The sequence below is a fragment of the Tatumella sp. JGM94 genome, assembly GCF_018257595.1.
Taxonomy (GTDB): Bacteria; Pseudomonadota; Gammaproteobacteria; order Enterobacterales; family Enterobacteriaceae; genus Tatumella; species Tatumella punctata.
On record NZ_JAERJN010000008.1, the window covers coordinates 56,587 to 80,184 of the forward strand.

General features: G+C 49.1%; 22 protein-coding genes. 7 read left to right on the forward strand and 15 right to left on the reverse strand.

Annotation, left to right across the window (positions count from 1 at the left end; genetic code table 11):
- Positions 1-69: 69 nt before the first annotated feature.
- Positions 70-1,377, reverse strand: a complete 1,308-nt coding sequence (gene gltP / locus JK216_RS07600; RefSeq protein WP_212707476.1) for a glutamate/aspartate:proton symporter GltP — start codon at positions 1,375-1,377, stop codon at positions 70-72.
- A 515-nt stretch (positions 1,378-1,892) separates the two neighbouring features.
- Between gltP and acs the strand changes: the two genes are divergently transcribed.
- A complete protein-coding gene (gene acs, locus JK216_RS07605; protein ID WP_212707477.1) occupies positions 1,893-3,848 on the forward strand; it encodes an acetate--CoA ligase in 1,956 nt (651 codons plus the stop codon).
- Between the two features lie 57 nt (positions 3,849-3,905).
- Here the strand turns inward: acs and JK216_RS07610 are convergent, their stop codons facing one another.
- The 3 genes from JK216_RS07610 to JK216_RS07620 form a co-directional block, all read right to left on the reverse strand.
- A complete protein-coding gene (locus tag JK216_RS07610) occupies positions 3,906-4,448 on the reverse strand; it encodes a YfaZ family outer membrane protein (protein WP_212707478.1) in 543 nt (180 codons plus the stop codon).
- A gap of 127 nt (positions 4,449-4,575) precedes the next feature.
- A complete protein-coding gene (locus tag JK216_RS07615) occupies positions 4,576-5,274 on the reverse strand; it encodes an LrgB family protein (RefSeq protein WP_212707479.1) in 699 nt (232 codons plus the stop codon).
- Entirely contained in the window at positions 5,267-5,695 is a 429-nt protein-coding gene (locus JK216_RS07620) for a CidA/LrgA family protein (RefSeq protein WP_212707480.1), read from the reverse strand. The genes JK216_RS07615 and JK216_RS07620 overlap by 8 nt, the downstream gene beginning before the upstream one ends.
- A gap of 102 nt (positions 5,696-5,797) precedes the next feature.
- Between JK216_RS07620 and JK216_RS07625 the strand changes: the two genes are divergently transcribed.
- Positions 5,798-6,700, forward strand: a complete 903-nt coding sequence (locus JK216_RS07625; protein WP_212707481.1) for a LysR family transcriptional regulator — start codon at positions 5,798-5,800, stop codon at positions 6,698-6,700.
- 37 nt (positions 6,701-6,737) lie between these two features.
- Here the strand turns inward: JK216_RS07625 and JK216_RS07630 are convergent, their stop codons facing one another.
- Both JK216_RS07630 and soxR read right to left on the reverse strand, forming a co-directional pair.
- Complete coding sequence (locus JK216_RS07630; RefSeq protein WP_212711433.1) at positions 6,738-8,387, reverse strand: Na+/H+ antiporter; 1,650 nt, start codon at positions 8,385-8,387, stop codon at positions 6,738-6,740.
- Between the two features lie 133 nt (positions 8,388-8,520).
- Entirely contained in the window at positions 8,521-9,045 is a 525-nt protein-coding gene (gene soxR, locus JK216_RS07635; RefSeq protein WP_212711432.1) for a redox-sensitive transcriptional activator SoxR, read from the reverse strand.
- Between the two features lie 102 nt (positions 9,046-9,147).
- Between soxR and soxS the strand changes: the two genes are divergently transcribed.
- Together soxS and JK216_RS07645 are read left to right on the forward strand one after the other, a co-directional pair.
- Complete coding sequence (gene soxS, locus JK216_RS07640; RefSeq protein WP_212707484.1) at positions 9,148-9,540, forward strand: superoxide response transcriptional regulator SoxS; 393 nt, start codon at positions 9,148-9,150, stop codon at positions 9,538-9,540.
- A gap of 210 nt (positions 9,541-9,750) precedes the next feature.
- Positions 9,751-10,032, forward strand: a complete 282-nt coding sequence (locus JK216_RS07645; protein WP_212707485.1) for a YjcB family protein — start codon at positions 9,751-9,753, stop codon at positions 10,030-10,032.
- 200 nt (positions 10,033-10,232) lie between these two features.
- On the opposite strand, the gene JK216_RS07650 is transcribed toward JK216_RS07645, so the two are convergent.
- Positions 10,233-12,608, reverse strand: a complete 2,376-nt coding sequence (locus JK216_RS07650; RefSeq protein WP_212707486.1) for a glucose/quinate/shikimate family membrane-bound PQQ-dependent dehydrogenase — start codon at positions 12,606-12,608, stop codon at positions 10,233-10,235.
- 734 nt (positions 12,609-13,342) lie between these two features.
- Between JK216_RS07650 and JK216_RS07655 the strand changes: the two genes are divergently transcribed.
- Positions 13,343-13,981: a LysE family transporter gene (locus JK216_RS07655; protein WP_212707487.1), complete on the forward strand. Its 639-nt coding sequence runs from the start codon at positions 13,343-13,345 to the stop codon at positions 13,979-13,981.
- A gap of 114 nt (positions 13,982-14,095) precedes the next feature.
- On the opposite strand, the gene JK216_RS07660 is transcribed toward JK216_RS07655, so the two are convergent.
- From JK216_RS07660 to JK216_RS07685, 6 genes are all read right to left on the reverse strand, one after another.
- Entirely contained in the window at positions 14,096-15,493 is a 1,398-nt protein-coding gene (locus tag JK216_RS07660; RefSeq protein ID WP_212710275.1) for a cytosine permease, read from the reverse strand.
- Between the two features lie 167 nt (positions 15,494-15,660).
- Complete coding sequence (locus tag JK216_RS07665) at positions 15,661-17,127, reverse strand: aldehyde dehydrogenase (RefSeq protein WP_212707564.1); 1,467 nt, start codon at positions 17,125-17,127, stop codon at positions 15,661-15,663.
- 11 nt (positions 17,128-17,138) lie between these two features.
- A complete protein-coding gene (locus tag JK216_RS07670) occupies positions 17,139-18,176 on the reverse strand; it encodes an LLM class flavin-dependent oxidoreductase (protein ID WP_212710276.1) in 1,038 nt (345 codons plus the stop codon).
- Positions 18,173-19,111 (reverse strand): flavin reductase family protein, encoded by a 939-nt coding sequence (locus tag JK216_RS07675; RefSeq protein ID WP_212707490.1) that lies wholly within the window; start codon positions 19,109-19,111, stop codon positions 18,173-18,175. Before JK216_RS07675 ends, JK216_RS07670 begins: the two co-directional genes overlap by 4 nt.
- Before the next feature lie 3 nt (positions 19,112-19,114).
- Positions 19,115-19,942 carry an alpha/beta hydrolase gene (locus tag JK216_RS07680; RefSeq protein ID WP_212707491.1) on the reverse strand — a complete coding sequence of 276 codons (828 nt, stop codon included), beginning with the start codon at positions 19,940-19,942 and terminating at the stop codon, positions 19,115-19,117.
- Entirely contained in the window at positions 19,914-20,516 is a 603-nt protein-coding gene (locus tag JK216_RS07685; protein WP_212707492.1) for an amino acid synthesis family protein, read from the reverse strand. Before JK216_RS07685 ends, JK216_RS07680 begins: the two co-directional genes overlap by 29 nt.
- 498 nt (positions 20,517-21,014) lie before the next feature.
- Here JK216_RS07685 and JK216_RS07690 point away from each other — a divergent pair, with 498 nt between their 5' ends.
- Both JK216_RS07690 and JK216_RS07695 read left to right on the forward strand, forming a co-directional pair.
- Positions 21,015-21,695, forward strand: coding sequence for a GntR family transcriptional regulator (locus tag JK216_RS07690; RefSeq protein ID WP_212707493.1), 681 nt, complete (start codon positions 21,015-21,017; stop codon positions 21,693-21,695).
- A complete protein-coding gene (locus JK216_RS07695) occupies positions 21,695-21,979 on the forward strand; it encodes a DUF1330 domain-containing protein (protein WP_212707494.1) in 285 nt (94 codons plus the stop codon). Before JK216_RS07690 ends, JK216_RS07695 begins: the two co-directional genes overlap by 1 nt.
- A gap of 181 nt (positions 21,980-22,160) precedes the next feature.
- Here the strand turns inward: JK216_RS07695 and JK216_RS07700 are convergent, their stop codons facing one another.
- On the reverse strand, positions 22,161-22,778 hold the full coding sequence (locus JK216_RS07700; protein WP_212707495.1) for an XRE family transcriptional regulator: 618 nt from the start codon (positions 22,776-22,778) through the stop codon (positions 22,161-22,163).
- A complete protein-coding gene (locus tag JK216_RS07705; protein ID WP_212707496.1) occupies positions 22,775-23,578 on the reverse strand; it encodes an IclR family transcriptional regulator in 804 nt (267 codons plus the stop codon). Before JK216_RS07705 ends, JK216_RS07700 begins: the two co-directional genes overlap by 4 nt.
- Positions 23,579-23,598: the final 20 nt, after the last annotated feature.

Genomic DNA, 23,598 nt, shown 5'->3' on the forward strand with positions numbered 1-23,598 from the left:
GGTGGCCAATAGGCGGAGAGGCGTGGCGGAAAAAATAACGGGGCCGCTACGGCCCCGTCGATCAACACATCAGTCTTCGAGCAGATGCGCTTTCATTTTTTGCTCATAGGCCAGCGCTTTTTCTGAATCGAACTGTTTTTCCCAGCGGGCAATCACCAGCACGGCTAACGCATTACCTACCACATTCAGTGCAGTACGCGCCATATCCATAATACGGTCGACCCCGGCAATAAACGCCAGTCCTTCAAGAGGAATACCGACACTGCCCAGCGTTGCCAGCAGTACCACAAAGGAGACCCCGGGCACCCCGGCAATCCCTTTTGAAGTGACCATCAGGGTCAGCACCAGGACGATCTCTTCAGTCAGAGACAGGTCGATGCCATACAACTGGGCGATAAAGATGGCAGCAATACTCTGATACAGGGTGGAACCATCAAGGTTAAAGGAATAACCGGTCGGTACCACAAAGCTGGTGATCGAGTTAGGGGCACCATAGGCTTCCATTTTTTCCATAATCCGTGGCAACACGGTTTCAGAGCTGGAGGTGGAATAGGCCAGAATCAGTTCATCTTTCAGGATGCGAATAATCGTCATAATACGCAGACCACAGATCCTGGCCACCGCCCCAAGAATTACCAGCGCAAACAGTAAAATCGCGGCATATACCAGACCGACCAGTTTTGCCAGTGGCACCAGAGAAGCGAAGCCGAAGTTGGCGATGGTCACGGCGATCAGGGCGAAAACCCCCACCGGCGCATAACGCATAATCATATGCGTCACTTTAAACATGGTTTCTGATACTGAGCGGAACAGACCAGTCAGCGGATCACGGTGTTCTGCCGGTAAGGCTGACAATCCCATACCAAACATCACCGAGAAGAAGATGATGGCCAGCATATCGCCGTTAACCAGTGAGGCAAATATATTCTGCGGAATAATGGATAAGATCGTCGATACCAGACTATGAGGGCCACTTTCCACCTGCCGGGTAGTAGCTTCATATTTTGAGATATCCGTCGTGGTCAGGGTCGACATATCAATACCCGAGCCCGGATGGAAAACGTTAGCTAACGTAATTCCAAGGACAATGGCGATAGTGGTAATGACTTCAAAATAAACAATCGTTTTGACGCCAATACGCCCCAGTTTTTTCGCATCACCGACACCGGCAATACCGACGATCAGCGATGATATAACGATCGGTACTACGATCATCTTAATCAGATGAATAAAGATATCACCGGCAGGTTTAAGTACATTAATAATTAACCAGTCCCGGTCATCTGGCTGGTTATGCAGGACAGCACCCACTACCACACCCAGAACCAGAGCAATAAGTATTTGCCAGGCAAGACTAATCTTTATGCCTTTTTTCATTTTTATTTCCTTAGTCGGACTTCCCGCTCTCTTCTCACAGCCAGAGAATTATTTTGGGAAGTGAACAAACACCGGGTTAATACAGTACTAATCTTATAGAAAATTGCTGACAAACCCTGCATAAGAGATAGATAATTAACATTTTTAGACAGGTTATGGCAACCTTATTCCGTAACGAATAAAAAGCACAGTTAACCTGCACCTTGCCTGCCCGCAACAAATTTATGTTATAAGTCACTGTTATAAATAGTGATAACAGGAGACATTCCCCGATATTTTATCGTAACAGCCGACTCAGTTAATCCTGAGTGAGATTCAGGAAGCAAATAACAAACCAAAAGAAATTTTTATAACTACTGCTTTTAACTATCATTTGGTAAGAAATGAGGTAACCCTCCGATAATACGACTTTTCTCTGTCACGTGATCTGCAACACAAAAACAAAATATCCCTTCTTGCAATCATTTAAATAACATTAAAAATACATAATATTAACATTTTGCAGGAGGCCTGATATGAGCCAGATCTATAAACACCCGATCCCCGCGAGCATCGCTGAGCATGCCCTGATCAGTCCGCAACAATACACCACAATGTACCAACATTCTGTGAACAACCCTGATACTTTTTGGGCTGAACAGGGGAAAATTCTGGACTGGATCACTCCTTTTACTAAGGTAAAGAACTCTTCTTTTGCGCCGGGAAATATCCGTATTCGCTGGTATGAGGACGGCACACTGAACCTGGCGGCAAACTGCCTCGATCGCCACCTGGCAACCAGCGCAGATAAAACAGCCATTCTCTGGGAAGGTGATAATCCCGATGAAAGCCGGCATCTGAGCTACCGGGAGTTACATCAGCAAGTCTGCCGCGCCGCGAATATGCTGCGCCAGTTAAATGTTAAAAAAGGCGATGTTGTCGCTATTTATATGCCAATGGTGCCGGAGGCGGCCATTGCCATGCTGGCCTGTGCACGTATCGGGGCGGTACATACGGTCATTTTTGGCGGTTTTTCCCCGGATGCCGTTGCCGGACGGATCATTGATTGCGGTGCGCGGCTGGTGATCACCGCCGATGAAGGAGTACGTGCGGGTCGAACGATCCCCCTGAAAAAAAATGTCGATGATGCACTAAAAAATCCGGCGATCACCACTATCGAAAATGTGGTGGTTTTTCGCCGCACCGGCGGCTTTTCCGGCTGGCAGCAGGGGCGTGATCTGTGGTGGCATGAACTGATGGCTGCCGCCGGTACAGAGCACCTTCCGGTGGCGGTTAATGCCGAAGACCCGCTGTTTATTCTCTATACTTCGGGCTCTACCGGTAAGCCAAAAGGGGTATTGCACACTACCGGCGGATATCTGGTGTATGCCGCCACAACGTTTAAATACGTTTTCGATTATCATCCGCAGGATATTTACTGGTGTACTGCTGATGTGGGCTGGATCACTGGCCACAGCTACCTGTTATATGGCCCGCTGGCCTGCGGTGCCACCACACTGATCTTCGAAGGCGTTCCTGACTGGCCAACGCCGGCCAGAATGTCACAGGTCGTGGATAAACATCAGGTTTCGATTCTCTACACCGCCCCGACGGCAATCCGTGCTCTGATGGCAGAAGGCGAAAAAGCCATCGCCGGTACAGAACGTACCAGCCTGCGAATTCTGGGGTCAGTCGGCGAACCCATCAATCCTGAAGCCTGGGAATGGTATTACCGGCATATGGGTAACGGCCATTGTCCGGTTGTCGATACCTGGTGGCAGACCGAGACCGGGGGCTTTATGATCACCCCGTTACCGGGTGCCACTGAGCTGAAAGCGGGCTCTGCTGCTCGTCCGTTTTTTGGCGTACAGCCGGCGTTAGTCGATAATCACGGGGTGGTGCAACAGGGAGCCGGTGAAGGGAATCTGGTGATCACTGACTCCTGGCCGGGTCAGGCACGGACCCTGTACGGTGATCACCCGCGGTTTGAACAAACCTATTTCTCTGCCTTTAAAAACTGTTATTTCAGTGGTGACGGTGCGCGGCGTGATGAAGACGGTGATTACTGGATCACCGGCCGTGTGGATGACGTTCTTAACGTTTCAGGACACCGCCTGGGGACCGCAGAAATAGAATCAGCACTGGTTTCTCATCCGAAAATAGCAGAAGCGGCAGTGGTGGGAATTCCTCACAGTATCAAGGGACAGGCAATTTATGCCTATGTCACCCTGAATGCAGGCGAAGAACCGACGGCAGAGCTATATCACGACGTCCGCCAGTGGGTACGTAAGGAAATCGGACCTATCGCGACACCGGATATCCTGCACTGGGCAGAAATGCTGCCAAAAACCCGCTCGGGGAAAATTATGCGTCGTATTCTGCGTAAGATTGCGACCGGAGAAACCACCGGACTGGGGGATACTTCAACCCTGGCTGACCCGGGCGTGGTTGAAAAATTACTCGAAGAGCAGCAGACAATAAAAATGCCGTAACCGGCCTGCGTTTATACTGCCAGATAACCCCGCAGACCAGGCTGCGGGGTTGATCACTCAGAAGCTGACAGAAGCGCTGAGGTATGGACCATTATTCAGGACGTTATTTTTATTGCTGTCTTTGTTATTCAGTTCAACATACTGATACCCGGCGCGCAGAGTCAGCAATGAAATCGGAGTAAAGCTGACCCCCCCGGCCGCTTCCTCATAGTGGTTGAGGTGTGCCGAGAAGGATTCAGGAGCGTAATAGTATTCACCATACACGCCCCACATGCTGTTCAGTTGATAACTGACACCCGAACCTACAGCAACAGTAAAGCCGTCTTTACCGTTTTCCGGATGCGTAAATAACGCTTTCGCCGCAGGAGAGACATTTAACGGCCCCACCGACAGGTTATATCCCAGCGCTGCTCCGGCGACACTGCCGTCATCATTGCTGCGTAACCAGTTACCTTTCAGAAACAGGCCGGGTGATGAAGACCCCAGCCCGACACTCAGGTTAGTACTGTGCTTACCGACATCCACACTGCCTTCAATAGCCTGAGCCATACCGCTGGCCATCACACCCGCCAGCCCTGCTGCAAGGATAATTTTTTTCATTGTAATACTCCCGGATAAATAAAAGACGCGCTACCCGGACATTTGACCAGCATAGAAAAGCAGCGGCAACCTGTTTATCGGTAAACGAAAGTATATTTCATCATATTCTGAAATATAATGTTCACCCTTATGCCACCGCCCACATAATATGACCAATAATCGGCGCAGCCAGAACCGTTACCACCCCGGCCAGCATCATCACCAGACTGGAAACCACACCTTCCTGAGGCCCCAGCTGATAGGCTTTTGCGGTACCGGCACCGTGGGAAGCTGCTCCCAGTCCGGCTCCTTTTGACAACCCCTGTTTAATCGCCAGCCGGAGGAACATAAAATCACCAATCGCCATCCCGAAGACCCCGGTCAGCACCACAAACAGGGCGACCAAATCAGGCTGTCCCCCTTCCTGCCGGGCCGCAGCCAGTGCAAACGGGGTAGTTATCGAGCGGACGGCCAGGCTACGCTGGATCTCTTCAGGCAGAGTAAATAAACGCGCCAGCCAGACGGAACTGCACACCGCCACCAGGGTCGCGGTCACCACACCGGCACTCAGAGACATCCAGTGACGTTTTATAATGTAGACATTCTCATAGACCGGTACGGCAAAGGCGAGGGTTGCCGGGCCCAGCAGCCATAACAACCAGTGGCTCTGGGCGATATAATCGTTCCAGCTGATATGTGTCACCAGTAATAGGGCCACCAGCACCATCGGTGTCATCACCAGTGGCATCAGAATCAGAATACGCCAGCGACGATATAAACGTTTATTCAGGTAATACACCAGAATCGTCACGACAAAACATAACAGACTGATCAGCAAATCATTCATGGCGGGCCTGCTTACGTGCTGCACGCTGTGTTTCATAACGGTAAATATGTTCCACCACAAAAGAGGTGGCAGCTAACACCATCACGGTACTGATAGCGATAACCAGACAAATACGGACACCATCTTCACGTAACAAAGTACCGTAATTGACCACTGCCACCACTGCAGGGACGAAAAACAATAGCATCTCGGCCAGCAGCCAGTTAGAGCCGGCTTTGACCCACTTCAGTGGCAGCACACGACTGACAATTAACAACAGCATAAGTACCATGCCCACAATATTCGCCGGCAGGGGAATATGCAGCCATACCACCAATTGTTCAGAAAATAAAAATAAGCCGATATAAATCAGAACCTGTACAGGCAGCTGTAACAAATGGGGTAATTTTGTCAGCCGCTGCGAACGAAGGGCTGCAAGCATGGTGAATTCCTCGTGGAAAGTGAATGTTGTCAGTATACAACCCGGCCACCAGGTGAATAAAATGAACTAAAATTATCTTAACCATGCCATTTAGGAATAGTTATGGATGTAAAGGCTATTCGGTATTTTACTGAAGTTGTGCGCCAGCAGAGTTTTACCCGCGCGGCAGAGAAACTGTACGTCACTCAGCCGACAATCAGTAAGATGCTGCGCCAGCTGGAAGAGGAACTCGGCTGTACCCTGCTGCTCCGGGAAGGCCGTAAGCTGTACCTGACGGACAGTGGTAAAGCCGTATATCAACGGGGAAACGCTATCCTGCAGGAGTTCCGCCAGCTGGAGGCCGAAATAAGCGACATTAATCAGTTAATGACCGGGGAACTGCGGCTGGGTATACCGCCAATGGTCGGTATGCAGATTGTCGGCTCAATCTCTGCTTTCCATAAACGCTATCCGGGGGTTGAGCTTAAAATTTCCGAATTTGGCGGGCTGGCGGCCCAGCAGGCTGTGTTACAGGGGCGTCTTGATATCGCCATGACCGCATTACCTGCCGAAAGTGAGTTTCCGCTACAGGTATTACCGCTGATGGAACACCGGCTATGTGTACTGGTGCCACGCACTGATGCCTGGCTGCAACGGGAACGGGTTTCTCTGGAGGAAGTGGCGAGGTTTCCGCTGCTGGTCTTCAATGAAGAGTTCTCCCTTAACCGCCAGTTGAATAAATTATTCCAGCGGATGGGACTGACACCGGCTATTGCTATCCGCAGCGGACAATGGGATTTCCTGGCGGCAATGGTTCAGGCCGATATGGGCGTTGCGATTTTGCCCGAACCTATCTGCCAGCGGCTGGATCCGGCGTCACTGCTGTGGCTGCCCCTGGAGTCAGAACTGACCTGGACACTCGGCCTGGTCTGGCGTGACGGTAACTATATTTCCAGCAGTACCCGCGCCTGGATTGACTGCTGCCGCGAGTTCTGGCCGGATAATCCACCGGTGGTTTCTTTATAGTCCATGGCGGGAGCCTGTCTGGCTCCCCCCGGGGCGGTTACTCTTCTTTTTCTATCAGTAAGGCTTCCAGTAAGTCGAGATCGCGTAACAGCTTTTGCATCGACTCATTACTGATTTGCTGAGTCGCACGCATATGATAGACCTCCGCCCGCTCGGCACGCAGTGCCGCCAGACGAAAACGCCGTTCCAGATTCTCGGTAAACATAGCCCGTTCCACATCGTCTTTACCGTCAATCCTGCGGCGTAAATTGCCGGTCACACGGGAGCTGACTTCTTTCAGTACATCAGGGTCAATATTCTCCTCCGGGTCTTTCGACAGGCGCTCTTCCATCTTATACAGGCTATCGATGGCCACTTTAGCCATCACCGCACGGGCAGTACGCAGTTCACGGGCATTTTCACTCTTATCCATTCCCGGGATACCACGCAACAGCACCGGCAGAATAATCACCCCGGCAATCAGGGAGAACATAATCACCCCTGTCGCCAGAAACACTAATTCGTAACGGGCGGGAAAGGCATCACCGTTCGCCAGATACAACGGAATTGAAAGAACACCGGCCAGAGTGACCGCCCCGCGAACCCCGGCAAAGGTGGCAATCAGCATCTCACGGGTCGAGTAATTACTGAACTCCATCGGGTTTTTCTTCAGCACACGCAGGCTGAGCCGCTGCATAATAAACAGCCAGCAGAAACGGACCAGTAATAAGGCGCTATAGACCAGGACTGCATCAGCAAATAAAGTCCAGATACTGACATTGGTATCGGCGTTCGCCTGCTGTATTGAGGTTTCAAGGATACTGGGTAACTGCAGACCCAGCATCAGGAAGACCATGCCGTTAAACACAAATTCCAGCATTTGCCAGACACTGTTTGCTCTTAAACGCATGGCTAACGGTGCCTGACGGATAATCCCCGACCGGGTGATGGTCATCCCTGCCGCCACTGCCGCCAGGATACCGGAGAACCCGAAATGTTCGGCAATAATATAAGACGCAAAAGGCAATAGCATCAGCAACACCGTTTGTGTTGCCGGGTCATCCCCGCTCCAGCGGCTCAGCAAGCGTAACGATTTACCGTACAGCCAGCAGATCAGTACCCCGGCCACCAGCCCGCCGACAGCAACTTTAAGAAATTCGATAGTCGCACCGGACCAGGTAAACACCATCGTCCCCATCGCTACCGCAACGGCAAACTTCAGTGATACCAGGCCGGAAGCATCGTTCATTAAGGCTTCACCCTGAACTATCGACATGATTTTCTTTGGAATACGCCCTTCCCCGACAATACCGGAAAGTGCGACGGCATCGGTTGGAGAGAGTACCGCTGCCAGGGCAAAGGCGGGGATTAAAGGAATACCCGGCACCGTCCAGTAAATCAGATAACCGATACCCACCACCGTTATCAGCACCAGCACCAGTGCCAGACCGATAATTTCCCGGCCATGGTGCAGAAACTCACTGGTCGGTGTTTTCCAGCCATCAGCAAACAGTAACGGCGGGATAAACAGCACCAGGAACAGTTCCGGGTCAAAATCCACATGCAGGCCGATAGACGGCCATGCCAGGATCGCACCGGCAATGATCTGTACTAACGGTAAGGGGATATGAAAAGGGAGTAATCTGCCAGCGACCCCGGACAGCGAAACAACCAGCGTCATAATCAGTATGGTAAAGAAGATTTCCATGCTTTCCTTTAGCCTCTTCCACAGGCGTATAAATATCAATTACAAAATCATATACCTGATAGTGTAAAACAAAATAAGACAATTAAACGCATCCCGGTGTGCGAAATATCCTCTGCCCGCAGGGTTTACAGATTTATCCTTGTTCCGCGAGACTTTTTCCGCCTGATTCAGGCAGCGGATCCCCGCGACTGTCTGCCGGCGGGTTTCTCTCTAATAATACTGCCCCCTGCCCGCTGGCCGCTAACTGGTCGCCCGGGTTACGTAACGGACAGTCACGCATCGACAGACAGCCGCAGCCGATACATCCGTTCAGATCATCACGCAGGTGAGTCAGTGTCTCAATCCGTTTATCCAGCTCTTCGCGCCAGTGACGGGTCAGGGTTTCCCATTCCCCGACAGACATACGTTTATTTACCGGCATCTGCGCAAGATTTTCACTGACTGTTGCCAGCGGGATACCAATCCGCTGAGCCACTTTAATAATCGCTACCCTGCGTAATACATCACGGCTATACCGGCGCTGATTCCCGCTATTACGGGTACTGGCAATCAGCCCTTTGCTTTCATAAAAATGCAGGGCTGAAACCGCCACCCCGCTGCGGCGCGCAACTTCCCCTGGCGTCAGTACCGGCTTCGGATAGTTTCTCTCTTTTTTCATATTCGGCCTTTACCTCAAGTTAACTTGAGGAATTATACTCCATCCCGACATAAATACCGAACCACTCCCCCGGTGACCAGCCTCACCGTAAAGGACAGAACTATGATGCAAGAAGAAATCATTCATTCGTTAACCCAGTGGATTAACCAAAATCTCGGGAAACATTTATCGATCGATGAGGTCGCTGCTAAATCGGGATATTCGAAATGGCACCTGCAACGTATGTTCCGCGCAGTGACACAGCAAACCCTTGGCGACTATATTCGTGAGCGTCGTCTGGAGATGGCCGCTGTTGCCCTGTGTAAAACCCGGCGTCCGGTATTTGATATCGCCTTACAGTATGGTTATGAGTCACAGCAAACTTTTTCACGGGTGTTCCGTCGCCAGTTCGACCAGACACCGACCGCTTATCGCCAGACGATGCGCTGCAATGAATTCCATACGGACAGCCGCACCGCCACCGGCCATCATGCGACCGCTTCCGGTATGATGTAACGATAATGCTGCCAGGCTGGCGGCATTACCTGTACTCTGCCGCTTCCCCCCTCTTTTCAGCGCTTATTTTTTGTTCTCCCCCGCAGATTAACCGTCTATAATGTGACCCGCATCACAAATTCAGGCTGTCCGGCCTGCTGATCCCCCGCGGTCAGGAGACCCGTCGGCAGAGATCACCGCACTTTATTTCAGCGCCGGTCACAGGTAAAAATGGCTACATTAACTGCAAATTTTCTTATTATGCGCTGGGGATTACTCAGTGCACTGGCGATGTTTCTCGCCAGTAGCGCCACGATCAAATGCCGGCGGCATCACCTTACTCTGTTCAGTGTTCTCTGTGCCGGCTTCGGGGTGATCATGTCCTGCTGGTTCGTGACCGGTCTGATGGGTATTCCTTTCAGCGCTGAACAATGGCACGGGTTTGTCAGCAACGCTCAGGATATTCTGACTCAGGTGATCAAAAATACCCCGTCTTCCTGGCCTGATGAATAGGGTTAGTTCAGGAAGGGCATTCTGAAAATGGCTGGCTGCCTGCCGGAGGCCCTTACCGCAGACCGGCAGTCACAGACATCGGCAGGGGTGCCAGAGTCTGGCGAAAACCGAAAAAAATCCCCGCCGGCAATACTGCCGGCGGGGATTTTTTATCAGGGATGTATACAGGGTATAGCACGCTATACCCTGAACAATCACCGTTAAGGTAATTTATAAGCGACGATGTAGTCGCCCATTTTAGTTCCGAACGAACCATGTCCGCCGGCAACAATCACCAGATACTGCTTACCGTCAACTTCATAGGTCATAGGTGTTGCCTGACCACCTGCCGGCAGACGAGCCTGCCACAGCAGTTTACCGTCACGTACGCTGTAAGCACGGATGTAGTCATCCAGGGTTGCAGCGATAAAGAACACGTTACCGGCCGTTGTGATTGGTGCACCCAGCATCGGAGTACCGACGGTGATTGGTGGTAAAGGAATCGGACCGCCGCTGTCGCGGATAGTACCAATACGTTTTTTCCACACAATCTGGTTAGTTTTCAGGTTAACCGCAGACACAAAGCCCCATGAAGGTTCCATACATGGCAGACCAAACGGTGACAGGAACGGATTCAGTTCAACACCATAAGGAACACCATACATGTGCTGCAGGCCTGCTTCGCCACCTGAACCACCGCCACCATTTTTAGGCGGTTCCATCGGGTTGTTCGGACCACGAGGGATCAGTTTTGAAACAAACGGCAGTTGCATCGGGTTAGCAATAGCGAAGTCGCTGCCACCGTTAACTGAAATACCACCCCACTCGAACATACCCAGGTTACCAGGGAATACCAGAGTCCCCTGCTCTGATGGCGGAGTGAAAGTACCGTCATACTTCAGACGATGGAACATGATACGGCAGATCATCTGATCAAACATCGTACCGCCCCACATCTTACTGCCGGTCAGTTTTGCCTGAGGACGGAAAGTAAGTTCAGAGAATGGCTGGGTCGGAGACACATGGTCACCTTTAGCCGCGCCCTGTGGTACCGGAAGTTCCGGTGCCGGTACAACCAGTTTGCCGGTTTCACGGTTCAGGACAAAAATGTTACCTACTTTAGTCGGTACATAAATGATCGGCTGAACCTTACCGTCTTTATCAGTAATGTCTGCCAGCGTTGGCTGAGCCGGAATATCCATATCCCACAGATCGTGATGGACAGTCTGGTAGAACCACACTTCTTTACCGGTCGTCGCATTCAGCGCCAGAATACCACTGGCGTAACGCTCCTGCTCCGGAGTACGGTCACCGCCCCAGATATCAGGGGTAGTTACACCCATCGGCAGGTAGACCATATCCAGTTTGGCATCATAAGCGGCTGGCGCCCATGAGTTAGGAGAGTTGGCGCTGTAGTGCTGACCATCTGCCGGAATGGCGTTTGGATCTTTAGCACCCGGATCGAATGCCCACAGCAGTTTACCGTTATTCACATCGTAGCCACGGATAACGCCTGACGGCTCGCGGGTAGAGTAGTTATCGGTAACTGCACCGGCAATCACAATCACTTTATCAGTGATGATTGGCGGGGAAGTTGGCTCATAGCCACCCGGGAAGGCATTCGGCTGCTGATGTTGCAGATCCAGCTCACCGTTATTAGCAAATTCCTTACACAGCTGGCCATTTTCCGCGTCGACTGCAAACAGACGACCATCATTGACTGGCAGGTAAATACGGCGTGAACAGGCAGCAGGAGATGCCGGAGCATTCTGCGGGTTCACAGCAGCATTGAAGTCGTGATAAGAAACACCACGGCAAGTCATATGCTGGAAGGTCGGGTCGTATTTGATTTTTGGATCAAAACGCCATTTTTCTTTACCCGTCGCCGCATCAATCGCCACCAGAATCTGGTGTGCAGTACAGGTGTACAGCAGATTACCTACTTTCAGCGGTGTCGCTTCGTTAGTAATCTCGCCCGGGTCATCAGCACGTTTTACATCGCCTGACTGGTAGGTCCACGCCACTTGCAGATTTTTAACATTATCTTCATTAATCTGGCTAAGAGGAGAGTAACGGTCACCTGCCTGAGTACCACCATAAGCGGTCCAGTCGGCACCGGCATTCGCCTGAGATGGCGCAGCTGGTGCTGCAACATTCAGCGTACCGTTAATTTCCTGTGGATCTTTACCGAAGAACGCACCAACGACCATTGCCAGGTTGATTACAATTGCAATCACCATCAGCGCCGTCGCTTTTTTGTTTGGTGCGGCCAGCTGGCGATAAACGAATGGCAGAATCATCCAGATACCAAACAGTACCCAGATATCCAGACGTGGCGCCAGAGCCCAGAAATCAAGGCCGGATTCACAATAGGCCCAGACAGCAGTGCCTAACAGGATGAGAGTGTAAAGATAAAAAGCACAGCTTCTTTTCTTTAACAACATAACAGTGAACACCGCCATAGCGATGCCGCTGATCAGATAGTAGGACGTTCCGCCCAGCGTCAGTAACCAGCCACCGCCGATTAGTAACCACAAGGTGCAGAATACCGATATTACTAGTGTTATGAGGCGAAAACCTCGGGATTCCCGTGACATTCAATTAACCTTCAAGTCAACAACTGTATATATAAGTAAAAGAGTCGACTATAAGGTTAGACCTTTTTAATTGGTTTTAATAATGTTTTTTGTGATCCTGACACATTGACAATAACATTTTTTCATAGTCCTGATGACAGGTCGCCAACAAAACTGTTCATTTATCCGTACAAATTCCTGAAAAAAATCTACACATTAGCGGCACGATTCAGATTTTTCCGGAGACAGGCCATATAGCTGAATAGAAAAAATAATGTATTTAAAAGAATAAATAAGAATAAAGAAATGGCAGATAATCTGCCGTATCTCAGCTACTCTGGAGAGTGGTAACGGTTACACTAATATCCTGTTTAAGACGGTACCGCTAAACATCCGGCAGCCGGACACCCTCAGAGTAAAATCGCCCCTGCCTCTCCCCCTGACGCCCTGTCCTGACAGCCGCTCTGCGATGACTCCCCGGCCGCTTTTTCTGCGCCAGTCCACTGATAGTAAAGATAACTTATTATTTTATCAGAAGATAATGCTTATACCGGTGCTCAGCGGCAGATCTTATCGGGAAAACACCGGGCAGGCAGTTTTACGCTTGCTCCTTTGCCGGGAGCTGCGGATACTGGCCAAAGGATACCCTCCGCTACAGATGGCAATCTGCAATCTCAGAACCCCGCAGGTTCCGTATTAACCTTCAGTACCGGACAACGGCTATCCCATAACGACAATAATCAGGGGTTGATTCAATGCTTCAGTTTTCTAACGGTTTTCTGCTGAGCCTTTCACTGTGCCTCGACATTGGTATCGCGAATATTGCGATGCTCACTCTGGCAATGCAGCGCGGTTACTTTTACGGTTTCTGGCTGGGTATAGGCAGCTGTATTGGTGATTTAGCCTATGCGTTACTGGCCATGACAGGTCTGGCTGTCTTACTGAAGTTTGAAGCGGTGCGCTGGGTACTCTGGGTGGGCGGAGGAACAATATTAGTCTGGTTTGCGATAAAGATGCTGCGGGCAGCATTACAACAAACGACAGCGCTGAAGGTCAGTGAAGCCATCGCCTCCGGATCATTACCCCGTGAATTTTGCCGCGGCATTCTGCTTGCCATCTCTTCACCGTCCGCGATTTTGTGGTTTGTCACCGTTGGCGGGGCTCTGATTTCACGGCTGGGTCAGCACAGCATTGCGGCATCCGGCCTGTTCCTCGGCGGATTTTTTACCGCCGGGGTACTCTGGACCTGCACACTCTGCCTGGCAGGCAGTGTCGGCGGGAAATTACTCGGCAACCGCTTACTGACATTTTCCTATCTGGCATCCGCAGTCATTTTCAGCTATTTCGCAATAACGGTTATCATCTCTGGCTACAGGGAATTTATTACCGGTTAAAAAAAGAGATCCCGCCAGATCAGCGGAACCTGCCACAGGTATGATTTCTGTGGCAGGTAAAAGACAGCTTACCGCGCTGGATGATGTCAGAAAGTCATAACTCTCTTACAACCTTCAGGTTATTTTCTGAAAAACTTTACTGTAGCTATGTCGGGTCCTGCGGGCAAATACCGGGTAGATGACTGATGTAATAACAAGGCTGATAACCCATGATAAGTCAATGCCGGGAATAATATTGGCATAAGGCCCCTGAAAGAAGGCATTTTCAACAAAAGGTATTTGTACAAGGATACCAATAAAATAAACAAACATTGTTTTTAGATTCAGTAATCCATAACATCCTCCGTCCGGACTAAAAATAGCACTGACATTATACCTTTGTTTATTAATAACATAAAAATCAAGAAGATTAATCACTATCCATGGTGTCAGGACAGAGATTAATGCCAGAATAAGATTAATAAAGAAAGCAACGAAATGTTTTGATGTTTCAAGTGCAACGATAATACTCATCGATAACACAACAACTGAAACAATTAACCGGGTAATAACTCCGGGAGAGCGCTGTGGGAAAAAAGTATGAGCTGCGGTAATCAGAGATAAGACCGCTCCGTATAAGTTCATCGAGTTATGACAGATAATATTAATTAAAAACAGTATCATTAATACCGGTCCCAGCCATCCGGTGGCATGGCGTACTGATACCATTGCATCACTGTCTGGTGCGATATTCACTGCAATCATTCCGAAGACAAAAGCCAGTATCGTTCCGCCACATGCGCCGAGATAAGTCGCCCAGAAAGGCCTGGCGATCCCTGTGCTGGCAGGTAAATAGCGTGAGTAATCCGACGTATAAGGTGAGAAACTGATTTGCCATACTGCCCCGATACAAAAGGTCCCGAACCAGCCCGCAAGACTGAAACCACCCCGCAGCCAGAAATTCTCAGGCAGCGGATGTGACAGCATAAGCACCAGACCGGTTATCATGGCCGCCCCCATTACCCATGCTCCGAATTTGTTAATCCGGTGTATAAACCGGTAACCGATAATACCAATGATCGTGGCCAGCATTGCTCCGAGAATGGTTGAGCTCCTGACATTGATATCAGGAATAACATTATTGATTAACTTTCCGGAAAGTGAAATATTTGAAATAAAGAAACCAAGATAAATAACAGTAGTGAAACTGATCACCAGCAATGAACCATAACGACCAAACTGGGCCCGGCTTTGTACCATCTGTGGTATCCCGACTTTCGGGCCCTGAGCCGATGTCAGCCCGAGAAAAATACCACCAAAAAGGTGGCCAGTAATAATTGCAGTCAGTGCAGAAATAACATCAAGATGAAAAGATTCTGTCGCAATAGCGCCACTGACAACTGCTAATGGCGCGATATTAGTACAAAACCATAATGTAAATAAACTGTGAGATTTACCATGCCTTTCTGATTCTGGAACAAAGTCTACCGATTTATCTTCTATTATTCTTTTCTGAGTGGTTTTTTTATTCACATCACCCTCCGGAATTAATGATATTTAATTTTTAAAATAGAAAGACCTTCCTTTAAAAAGTACAAATCCGTTCCGACAAGCATAAGCCTGACGTAATTAATTCATTGATATAAAGCAGAATTATCTGTATGGGGAATTAATTTTCATTTCCCCCATATCATTAACCCCTAACGCATAATAAAAGGGTCATCAATAGGCTCATCACTGGTCCGTAGCCATACCGTTTTCGTGGTCGTGTACTCCAGAGCAGCATCAATTCCCCCTTCACGACCAAAACCAGATTTCCCAAACCCGCCAAAAGGCGCTAACGGAGATACAACACGGTATGTGTTCACCCATACCACACCACTGCGAACTTTTCGGGTCACCCGATGGGCAAGCGTCAGATTACGGGTAAAAATTCCCGCCGCCAGACCATATTCGCTACTGTTTGCCAGTCGGATAGCATCGGCCTCGTTACTGAACGTTAATACAGATAATACAGGTCCGAATAACTCTTGTGAGACAGAGTCGGCGTCAGGACACTGACTGCAATCAAGGATTGTCGGAGGATAGTAAAATCCTTTTTTTCCGACAGGCTGATTCCCGAGGATAAGTTTTGCTCCCCGGGCAATACTGCGGGTCACTACCTGTTCAATTATTTCCTTTTGAGCGGCAGTACACAGCGGGCCAAACTGAGTTTCAGGATCCTGAGGACATCCGATAATGATCCCCTGTGCTTTAGTGACCAGCAGATGAAGAAACTGTTCTTTTACAGTTTCCTGTACCAGTAATCGTGATCCCGCGACACAACTCTGTCCGCTTGCTGAAAAGATCGCAGCGATCTGTGCATTAGCAGCACTTTCCAGATCGGCATCAGCAAATACAATAAAGGGTGATTTTCCCCCCAGTTCCAGTGAAGTGCTGGCGAGGTTTATGGCACTGTTACGGATAATATGCCGGGCCGTTTCGGCTCCGCCGGTAAATGCAATATGATCAATCAGCGGGTGAGAAGTCAGACAGGAACCACATTCTTCAGCAAATCCCGTAATAATATTAATAACTCCGGGGGGAAATCCGGCTTCATCAATCAGCCCGGCAAACGCCAACAGAGGTGTCGGGGCAACTTCTGCCGCTTTAACCACCAGGGTACATCCTGCCGCAATCGCCGGACCAATTTTTACCGCAGACAAAAATAACTGGCTGTTCCAGGGAATAATCGCGGCCACAACCCCCAGTGGTTCGCGCTTTATCCAGGTCTCCATATCAGCCTTATCAATGCTCAGACTACTGCCGTCCATTTTATCCGCCAGACCGGCATAAAAACGATAATACTCTGCCACATAAGCAATCTGCGCCCGGGTTTCGCGAATAATTTTCCCGGTGTCCAGGGTTTCCAGCCGTGCGAGTTTCATCGCATCACGTTCAATCAAGTCCGCCAGCCGTAATAACAACCGCCCACGTGCCCCTGCTGTCAGAGTACGCCAGCTGTCGGATTCAAAAGCCCGGACGGCAGCATTAACAGCATTATCCGTCTCCTCTTTACGGGCTTCAGCAATACAAGCCCAGGGCTCTGCAGTGGCCGGATTCAGAGAAGTAAATGTCGTATTACCGGGAACAAACTGACCATCAATATAAAGTTTGAACGATTCCATCATATCTCCGTTTAACGAAACTCAGGGGCAACATGGCGGATAAAACGTTCCAGGCAGGCTTTCTTACGCTCAAACGTCATACCATTATCCAGCCACAGGGCATATTCGTCATAACCCAGCGCTTCATATTTTTTCAGTCTGGCAATCACTTCATCTGCACAGCCGATAGCCAGATTTTTGCGCATAGCATCAACACTGTAATAATTGCTGGCGGCAATTTCCTCTTCACTCAGCGCCTGAATAAGTCCTTGCCGCACCGGGCGCTGATTTTTAAACCAGGCACCAAAATAGTTATAGAAACGATGAATTTCGGTAGCCGCCTGCCAGGCATCCTCTTCATCACCGGCCACATAACCGTGTTGAAGCAACATAATTTTAAGCGGTTTTTCCGGTAAATATTCACGGCATGCGCCATGAAAACAGCCGATCAGGCGTTCTATTTCCTCATCGCCCTGATGCAACGGAGTACACTGGACATTACAGCCATTTTTCACTGCAAAATCATGGCTATTAGGATCCCGGGCCGCGACCCAAATCGGAGGGTGAGGTGTTTGTACCGGTTTTGGTGAGGATGTCGTGGCCGGGAAATTCCAGTATTCCCCCTGATGTGTATAATCGCCCTCCCACAGGGCTTTGATTGCAGGCACTAATTCACGCATCCGCTGCCCTGCCTGCCAGGCATCCATCCCTGGCATTAACCTTTCATATTCGTAAGCATATGCACCACGGGCGATACCAAGGTCGAGACGACCACCGGTGATAAGATCGGTCATTGCGGCTTCACCGGCCAGACGGATAGGATGTGTAAAGGGAGCAATAATTGTCCCCGTCCCCAGGCGGACGTTTCGGGTGCGGTGTGCAATATCGACCAGATTGATAAAAGGATTCGGGGCAATGGTGAAATTCATTCCATGATGTTCACCGGTCCAGATAGCATGTAATCCGCCCTGGTCAGCTATTTCACATAACTGCATCATCTCTTCATATAACCGCTGCTGGTCATCTTCCGCAGAAATTCGTTCCATATGCAAAAACAGAGACAGTTTCATACAACCTCCCGATGGACAGAGTTAGCTAACGGATGGACAGTGCCGCGGGTATCATCACCGTAATACAGGTTATAGTTGCCACTGCGGTATTCTGTGACGAACCTCGTCAGCAACGGTTTCAGTGCTGCATCCGCGAAAGACAGTCCGGTAAGCTGCTGTAGATCAACCCATTCTCCGCCCTGTACCGCCGACAACGCCGCTGTCGTCGGCAGATTACACAAAAAGACGACATGTCGTTGTTTATGCTGCCGGTTCTGCCAGAGGGAATAAATAAAACCGGGGCTTGCTTCGGTAGTCAGTTCGCTGACGATGATCCCCGGGCATTCACTGGCACTGCTTTTCTTAATCTGACGAACCGGCAGCCTGTAGCCCTGCTGTGTTTTCACGACCAGTACTTTTCCTTCTGCTTCAATCAACGTACTGACAATATCCTGCGCGTCGATCAGGGATTCTGCGTTCTGGTAAGGGGTAAAATAGCCCCCGCGGTAATACCCCAGACCCGGCTGAGCATTGGCAGCAAACTGTTTCACTTCACCAATTAAGATCGCATGATCACCCGCATCAACAACCTGATGCATCGCACACTCAAACCAGGCAGCGCTGCCACCCAGTAGCGGTGTCCCTGCAGTACCTGTATGCCAGGCAACCCGCGAAAAGCGATCAGACATTTTTCTGGCAAAAATATCGGACACGTCTTTCTGTTGCTCAGCCAGAATATTAATCGCGAAGTATGATGACTGAACAAAATTGTCAAAGTTGGCCGACCGTTTATCAATGCTGACCAGCAGTAAAGGCGGATCAAGTGATACGGATGAAAATGAGTTAGCCGTAAAACCCTGTGGCTGATCCAGAGGGTCAAAGGTCGTCACAACCGTCACTCCGGTCATAAATGCACCAAAAGCATCTCTTAATTGTTTACGTTTTTCGTCGTCCATCACTTACTCCTTAACTGGCTCTGGCGGGCTGACAATGGCAGTGTCGGGGCTAAGAAACGCCAGGATCTCCTGGTTAACACGTACCCCATCGGTCAGGTTCAGCATATGCCGGGCATTTTCGACGATAACTGCTTTACCAGAACGGGCAGCATCGGCCATCGCGGCTGTCATCTGTGGATTTGAATTGCTATCTTTTTCACCGGTCATCACCAGTACCGGACAGTCCATTTCATTCCAGCGGTCAGAATACACACGATCGCCGGTGGCAAATGCCTGATAGGCCCGAGCGTAACCATGGCGATCAACTTGCTGTAGCCAGGTGCCGACTCTGTTACGCAGCGGACTGTCAGCAGCAGAATCATCGAACCAGCGTTCAAGAGGAGCATCAAGCCTGACATCTCCCTGAGCAAGCTCCTTCGCACGTTGCAAAACGGCCTTGCGGGCTGCCTCATCCCGCTTGTACACGCCGCTGATTACCACGGCATGACTCACCAGCTGAGGGTAATCAATGGCTATACCTGCGGTAATAAGAGCTCCCATCGAGTGACCGGCAATAGCAAAACGTTGTTCCTTACGGGCTTGCAGGAATGATGCCAGCCATTCCACATAATCTTTTAATGTCGCCGGGTGGCTGAAACCGGTACTCTGACCATGTCCCGGCATATCGACAGCAATAACCCTGAAATAACGGCTGAGTTGTTCGGTTTGTAAAAACCAGGTATCGGCATTCATGCCTACTCCATGGATAAGCACTAAAGGCGGCCCGTCACCTTCTTCCAGATAGCTAACCCGGGCGCCAGAGTCAGACAGCTGCTGGATTTTTCTGGTCATGGCCTAACTCTTTCAGGTCGAGGTAACGGTTACCGATGCGATGATGTGGTCGTCCGCCGAGCGCTGCACCAAGAGCAACCACAATTTCATTACTGAAAGGGGCATCATTAATCGCGAACTGCATGGTGAGATAGTGTTCACGGGTGCCTTCATCACTGGTCCCCATCATCGGGATCAGAATCGGAGAATTCGCCGGACCACGGGTGTTATTAAACGCCAGGTATGTTTTCCCCTTAACCGCCGAACGGTAATGGTTCCCGAAATGTAAGGTATGGATCAGGGCCGAAGCATGTTCCAGTTCACCCGCCAGTCCGGTCACGGCACATTTTCCATAGGCGACAACCTTCTCCCCCCCGCCGGCTTCCCGAATAATTAAACCGGTAAGTAACTCGCCCAGTACGGGTGCCAGCTCACGGATTGCCGGTGAAAGGTCGTCCACATAGCCCTTATCAGCCCAGGGGTTAGTCACTACGGCTGCCGCCGCAATCATCACTAGCGGGGAAGTGGCTGCTTTACCACCATCGGAGTAGACAGTTTCGGTAGTCACTATGGTTTTACGGATCTCTGGATGCATAACAAACGCCCTCTAATGTTAATTAATTGTTAATAGCAAGTGCAGTTAATCGATATAACATTGGAATTTATGGTATGTCAAAATTTGGTATACCATCATATGGCATTCTTATGCGCTGCCGATGTGGCTGATAAAACTAAAGAATAAATACTTATAATTCATTACATTAGAATAAAAACCTTTCCCATCGTTATCCGAATAGGGCGCCGGTTCTGTATTGTGATTTAATTCACAATACAGTCAGAAAAATTAAAGAGATTATTTTTAACTTATTGATTATTAATATCTAAATTAATTCAATAGACATATAAACCCTGAAGATGGATAAATTGTGAGCTGCATCATTTTCCCTGCTGAACAACTCACCCGTCAGACGGGATATACATATATGAAAAACAGGACAGGATTGATTTCATGTAAAGAATAGTGCTAATAGTAAAAGATAACGGAGAACATTTTCTCTGCCGAAAAATAGAAATATTCAATACTGAGAAAACCATGGCTGATATTCACTCTCTGAAGATAGAAAATACACCGGTCACTTTACGGGAACTCGCCCTTGAAAAAATAAGGGAGGCAATTATTTCCGGATATTTTAAAGCAGGTGATCGTTTAGTGGAGCGCAGTCTGTGTGACGAATTAGGCGTTAGCCGTACTGTCGTTCGTGAAGTTATCCGTTATCTTGAAGCCGAAGGTTTAATAGAAAATATACCTAAAAAAGGGCCGATTGTTGCCGTATTAAGCTGGGAAATAGCCAGCCAAATCTATGATATTCGCCAATTACTGGAAACTGAAGCCGCTAAGGACTGTGCAGAAATAGCCACCGCTACCGATAAAAAGCAGTTATATAAACAACTGATGCAAATCGCTAAGGCGGGGCAGGCCCGGAACGAAACTGAACAAATTTCGGCATCTATGAGCTTTTACGAAAGTATTTTTTCTATTGCAAATCATACTATTGCATGGGAAGTCGTTCAGAGGCTCAACAGTCGTATCAGCCGTCTCAGGGCGCTGACACTGGCGTGCCCTGCACGTAAGAAAACAGGTTTTGAACATATGTCGCGGATTTATCAGGCCATTGAAGATAATAATCCGCGACAGGCAAAAGAAGCTGTAAAAAAACATCTGACTGAGGCTGCCAGCCTGGCCAGGTCTGTTCTTGAAAACGGAGATAAATAATGTCTGCTTATTGGGTAGCTCACGTAAATATTCACAACCACCAGCAATACCAGAAGTATATTGAACTCGCTCCGGAAGCATTCAAAAAATATCGAGGGAGGTTTATTGCACGCGGGGAAAAAGCAACAACACTGGAGGGAGAGACATTTATAAAGCATGTAATAATAGAATTCCCTGATTATAAATCAGCACTTGAATGCTATAACTCCATAGAATACCAGCAAGCAAAAAAAGAAAGAATTGAAGTAGCAAATGCTATGATAACAATTATTGACGGACTATAAATGACAGCTTAAAAAAACCATAAACAACACGTTTATGGTTTTTACTCCCATAAATAAAACATATATTAAGTCTCTGTAATTCATCATTAAAACCAGATGATTAAATATGAATGTCTGTCATTACAAAATAGTGCAGTGCGCATTACTTCAGTGCAATTCAAGTAAAAAAAATGAGAGCAAATCAGCCCTCATCCTGGTCATCATAATGAATTACCGATAATAGCTGTATCGGTACTTTCAATAACTTTTCAGGTCCATGCGGGACCCCGCCATCAAAAGAAAGACTGTCTCCTGGCAACATAGGATAGAGATGTTTTCCATGACGATAAATCAATTCCCCCTGCAACAGATAAAGAAACTCATGCCCGGGATGGGAAAAATTAGGGAACTCTTCACTGGCATCATCCATTGTCACTAAAAAGGGCTCATAGAGTTTCTGTGGTCCCTGAGCATAGCTCAGTAAATGATAAGAGTGACCTGCCTCTGTCCCGGTGCGCACCACCTCCATTCCTTCACCGGATTTAATTAACTGGGCCCCGCGCTTAGCTATATCATAATCACTGAAGAGTTTTGATACGGGTAAACCAATGGCATCACAAAGCCGGTTAAGAATATCAAGACTGGTCGAAACATGGGCATTCTCAACCTTACTCACCATACCTACACTGACCCCGGCGATACGTGCAACATCCGATATTTTATACCCCTGGGAGATACGGCGTTGCTTCAGTGAACGGGCAATATGTTGTTCCAGACTGAGCGGACTTTCGCGCTGACTGACAGTTATTGGTTTATTCATCTGTGGGTCACTTTCTCCGCCATTTTCCTGATATTACCCAGTTCAAACGAAATACGCCGGGCAGTCGCCAGTAATGCATCACGGATCACTTTCCTCTGATGAGGTTCTTCCATAAAAGCATCTGGCCCGGACACATTTATTGCTGCGACAATCTGGTTATGGTGATCCCGTAACGGCGCAGCAATCGCCGTGGCAAAATCAGAACGATGCTCGACCCACCCCTGCATACTGTCCTGCTGTATTGTCTGTTTCAGCTCAGGTAACGAACGGGGAGCTGCTGCAGAATATCCGTCCAGTCGGGTATGCTGATAGAGGCTCTCCAAATCCGTTTCCGTAAGGCCGGTCAACAGAACACGGCCCATCGCACTGCAATGGCAGGGTATACGGGTACCTATCGGGACATTAACCGATAAACGTTGTGACGCAAAAGAACGATAGATATACACCGCATCCTGCCCTTCACGGATACTCAGATGACAGGACATAGAGACGCTATTACGTAATGTATTTAAATGCGGCATCGCAATATCAACCAGATCACGGGAGGCAAGGTAACTGAATCCGTTAGAAATCACCTGAGGCCCCAGCTGGTAGGTGTTTTTAGCCACTTTCTCGAGATAGTTCATCTCAGTAAGTGTGGTCACAATACGATAAATAGAGGATGTGGACACGCCCAGTTTGTCAGCAAAGTCCTGAACAGTGAGTAACCGGTCACGGCTGTTAAACATTTCAATAATGGTCAGCCCGCGAAACAGGGCTGGTACCCTGTAGTCGTTATCAGTGAGCGAAACGATAGACATATACACCTGCGTCGGGTAAA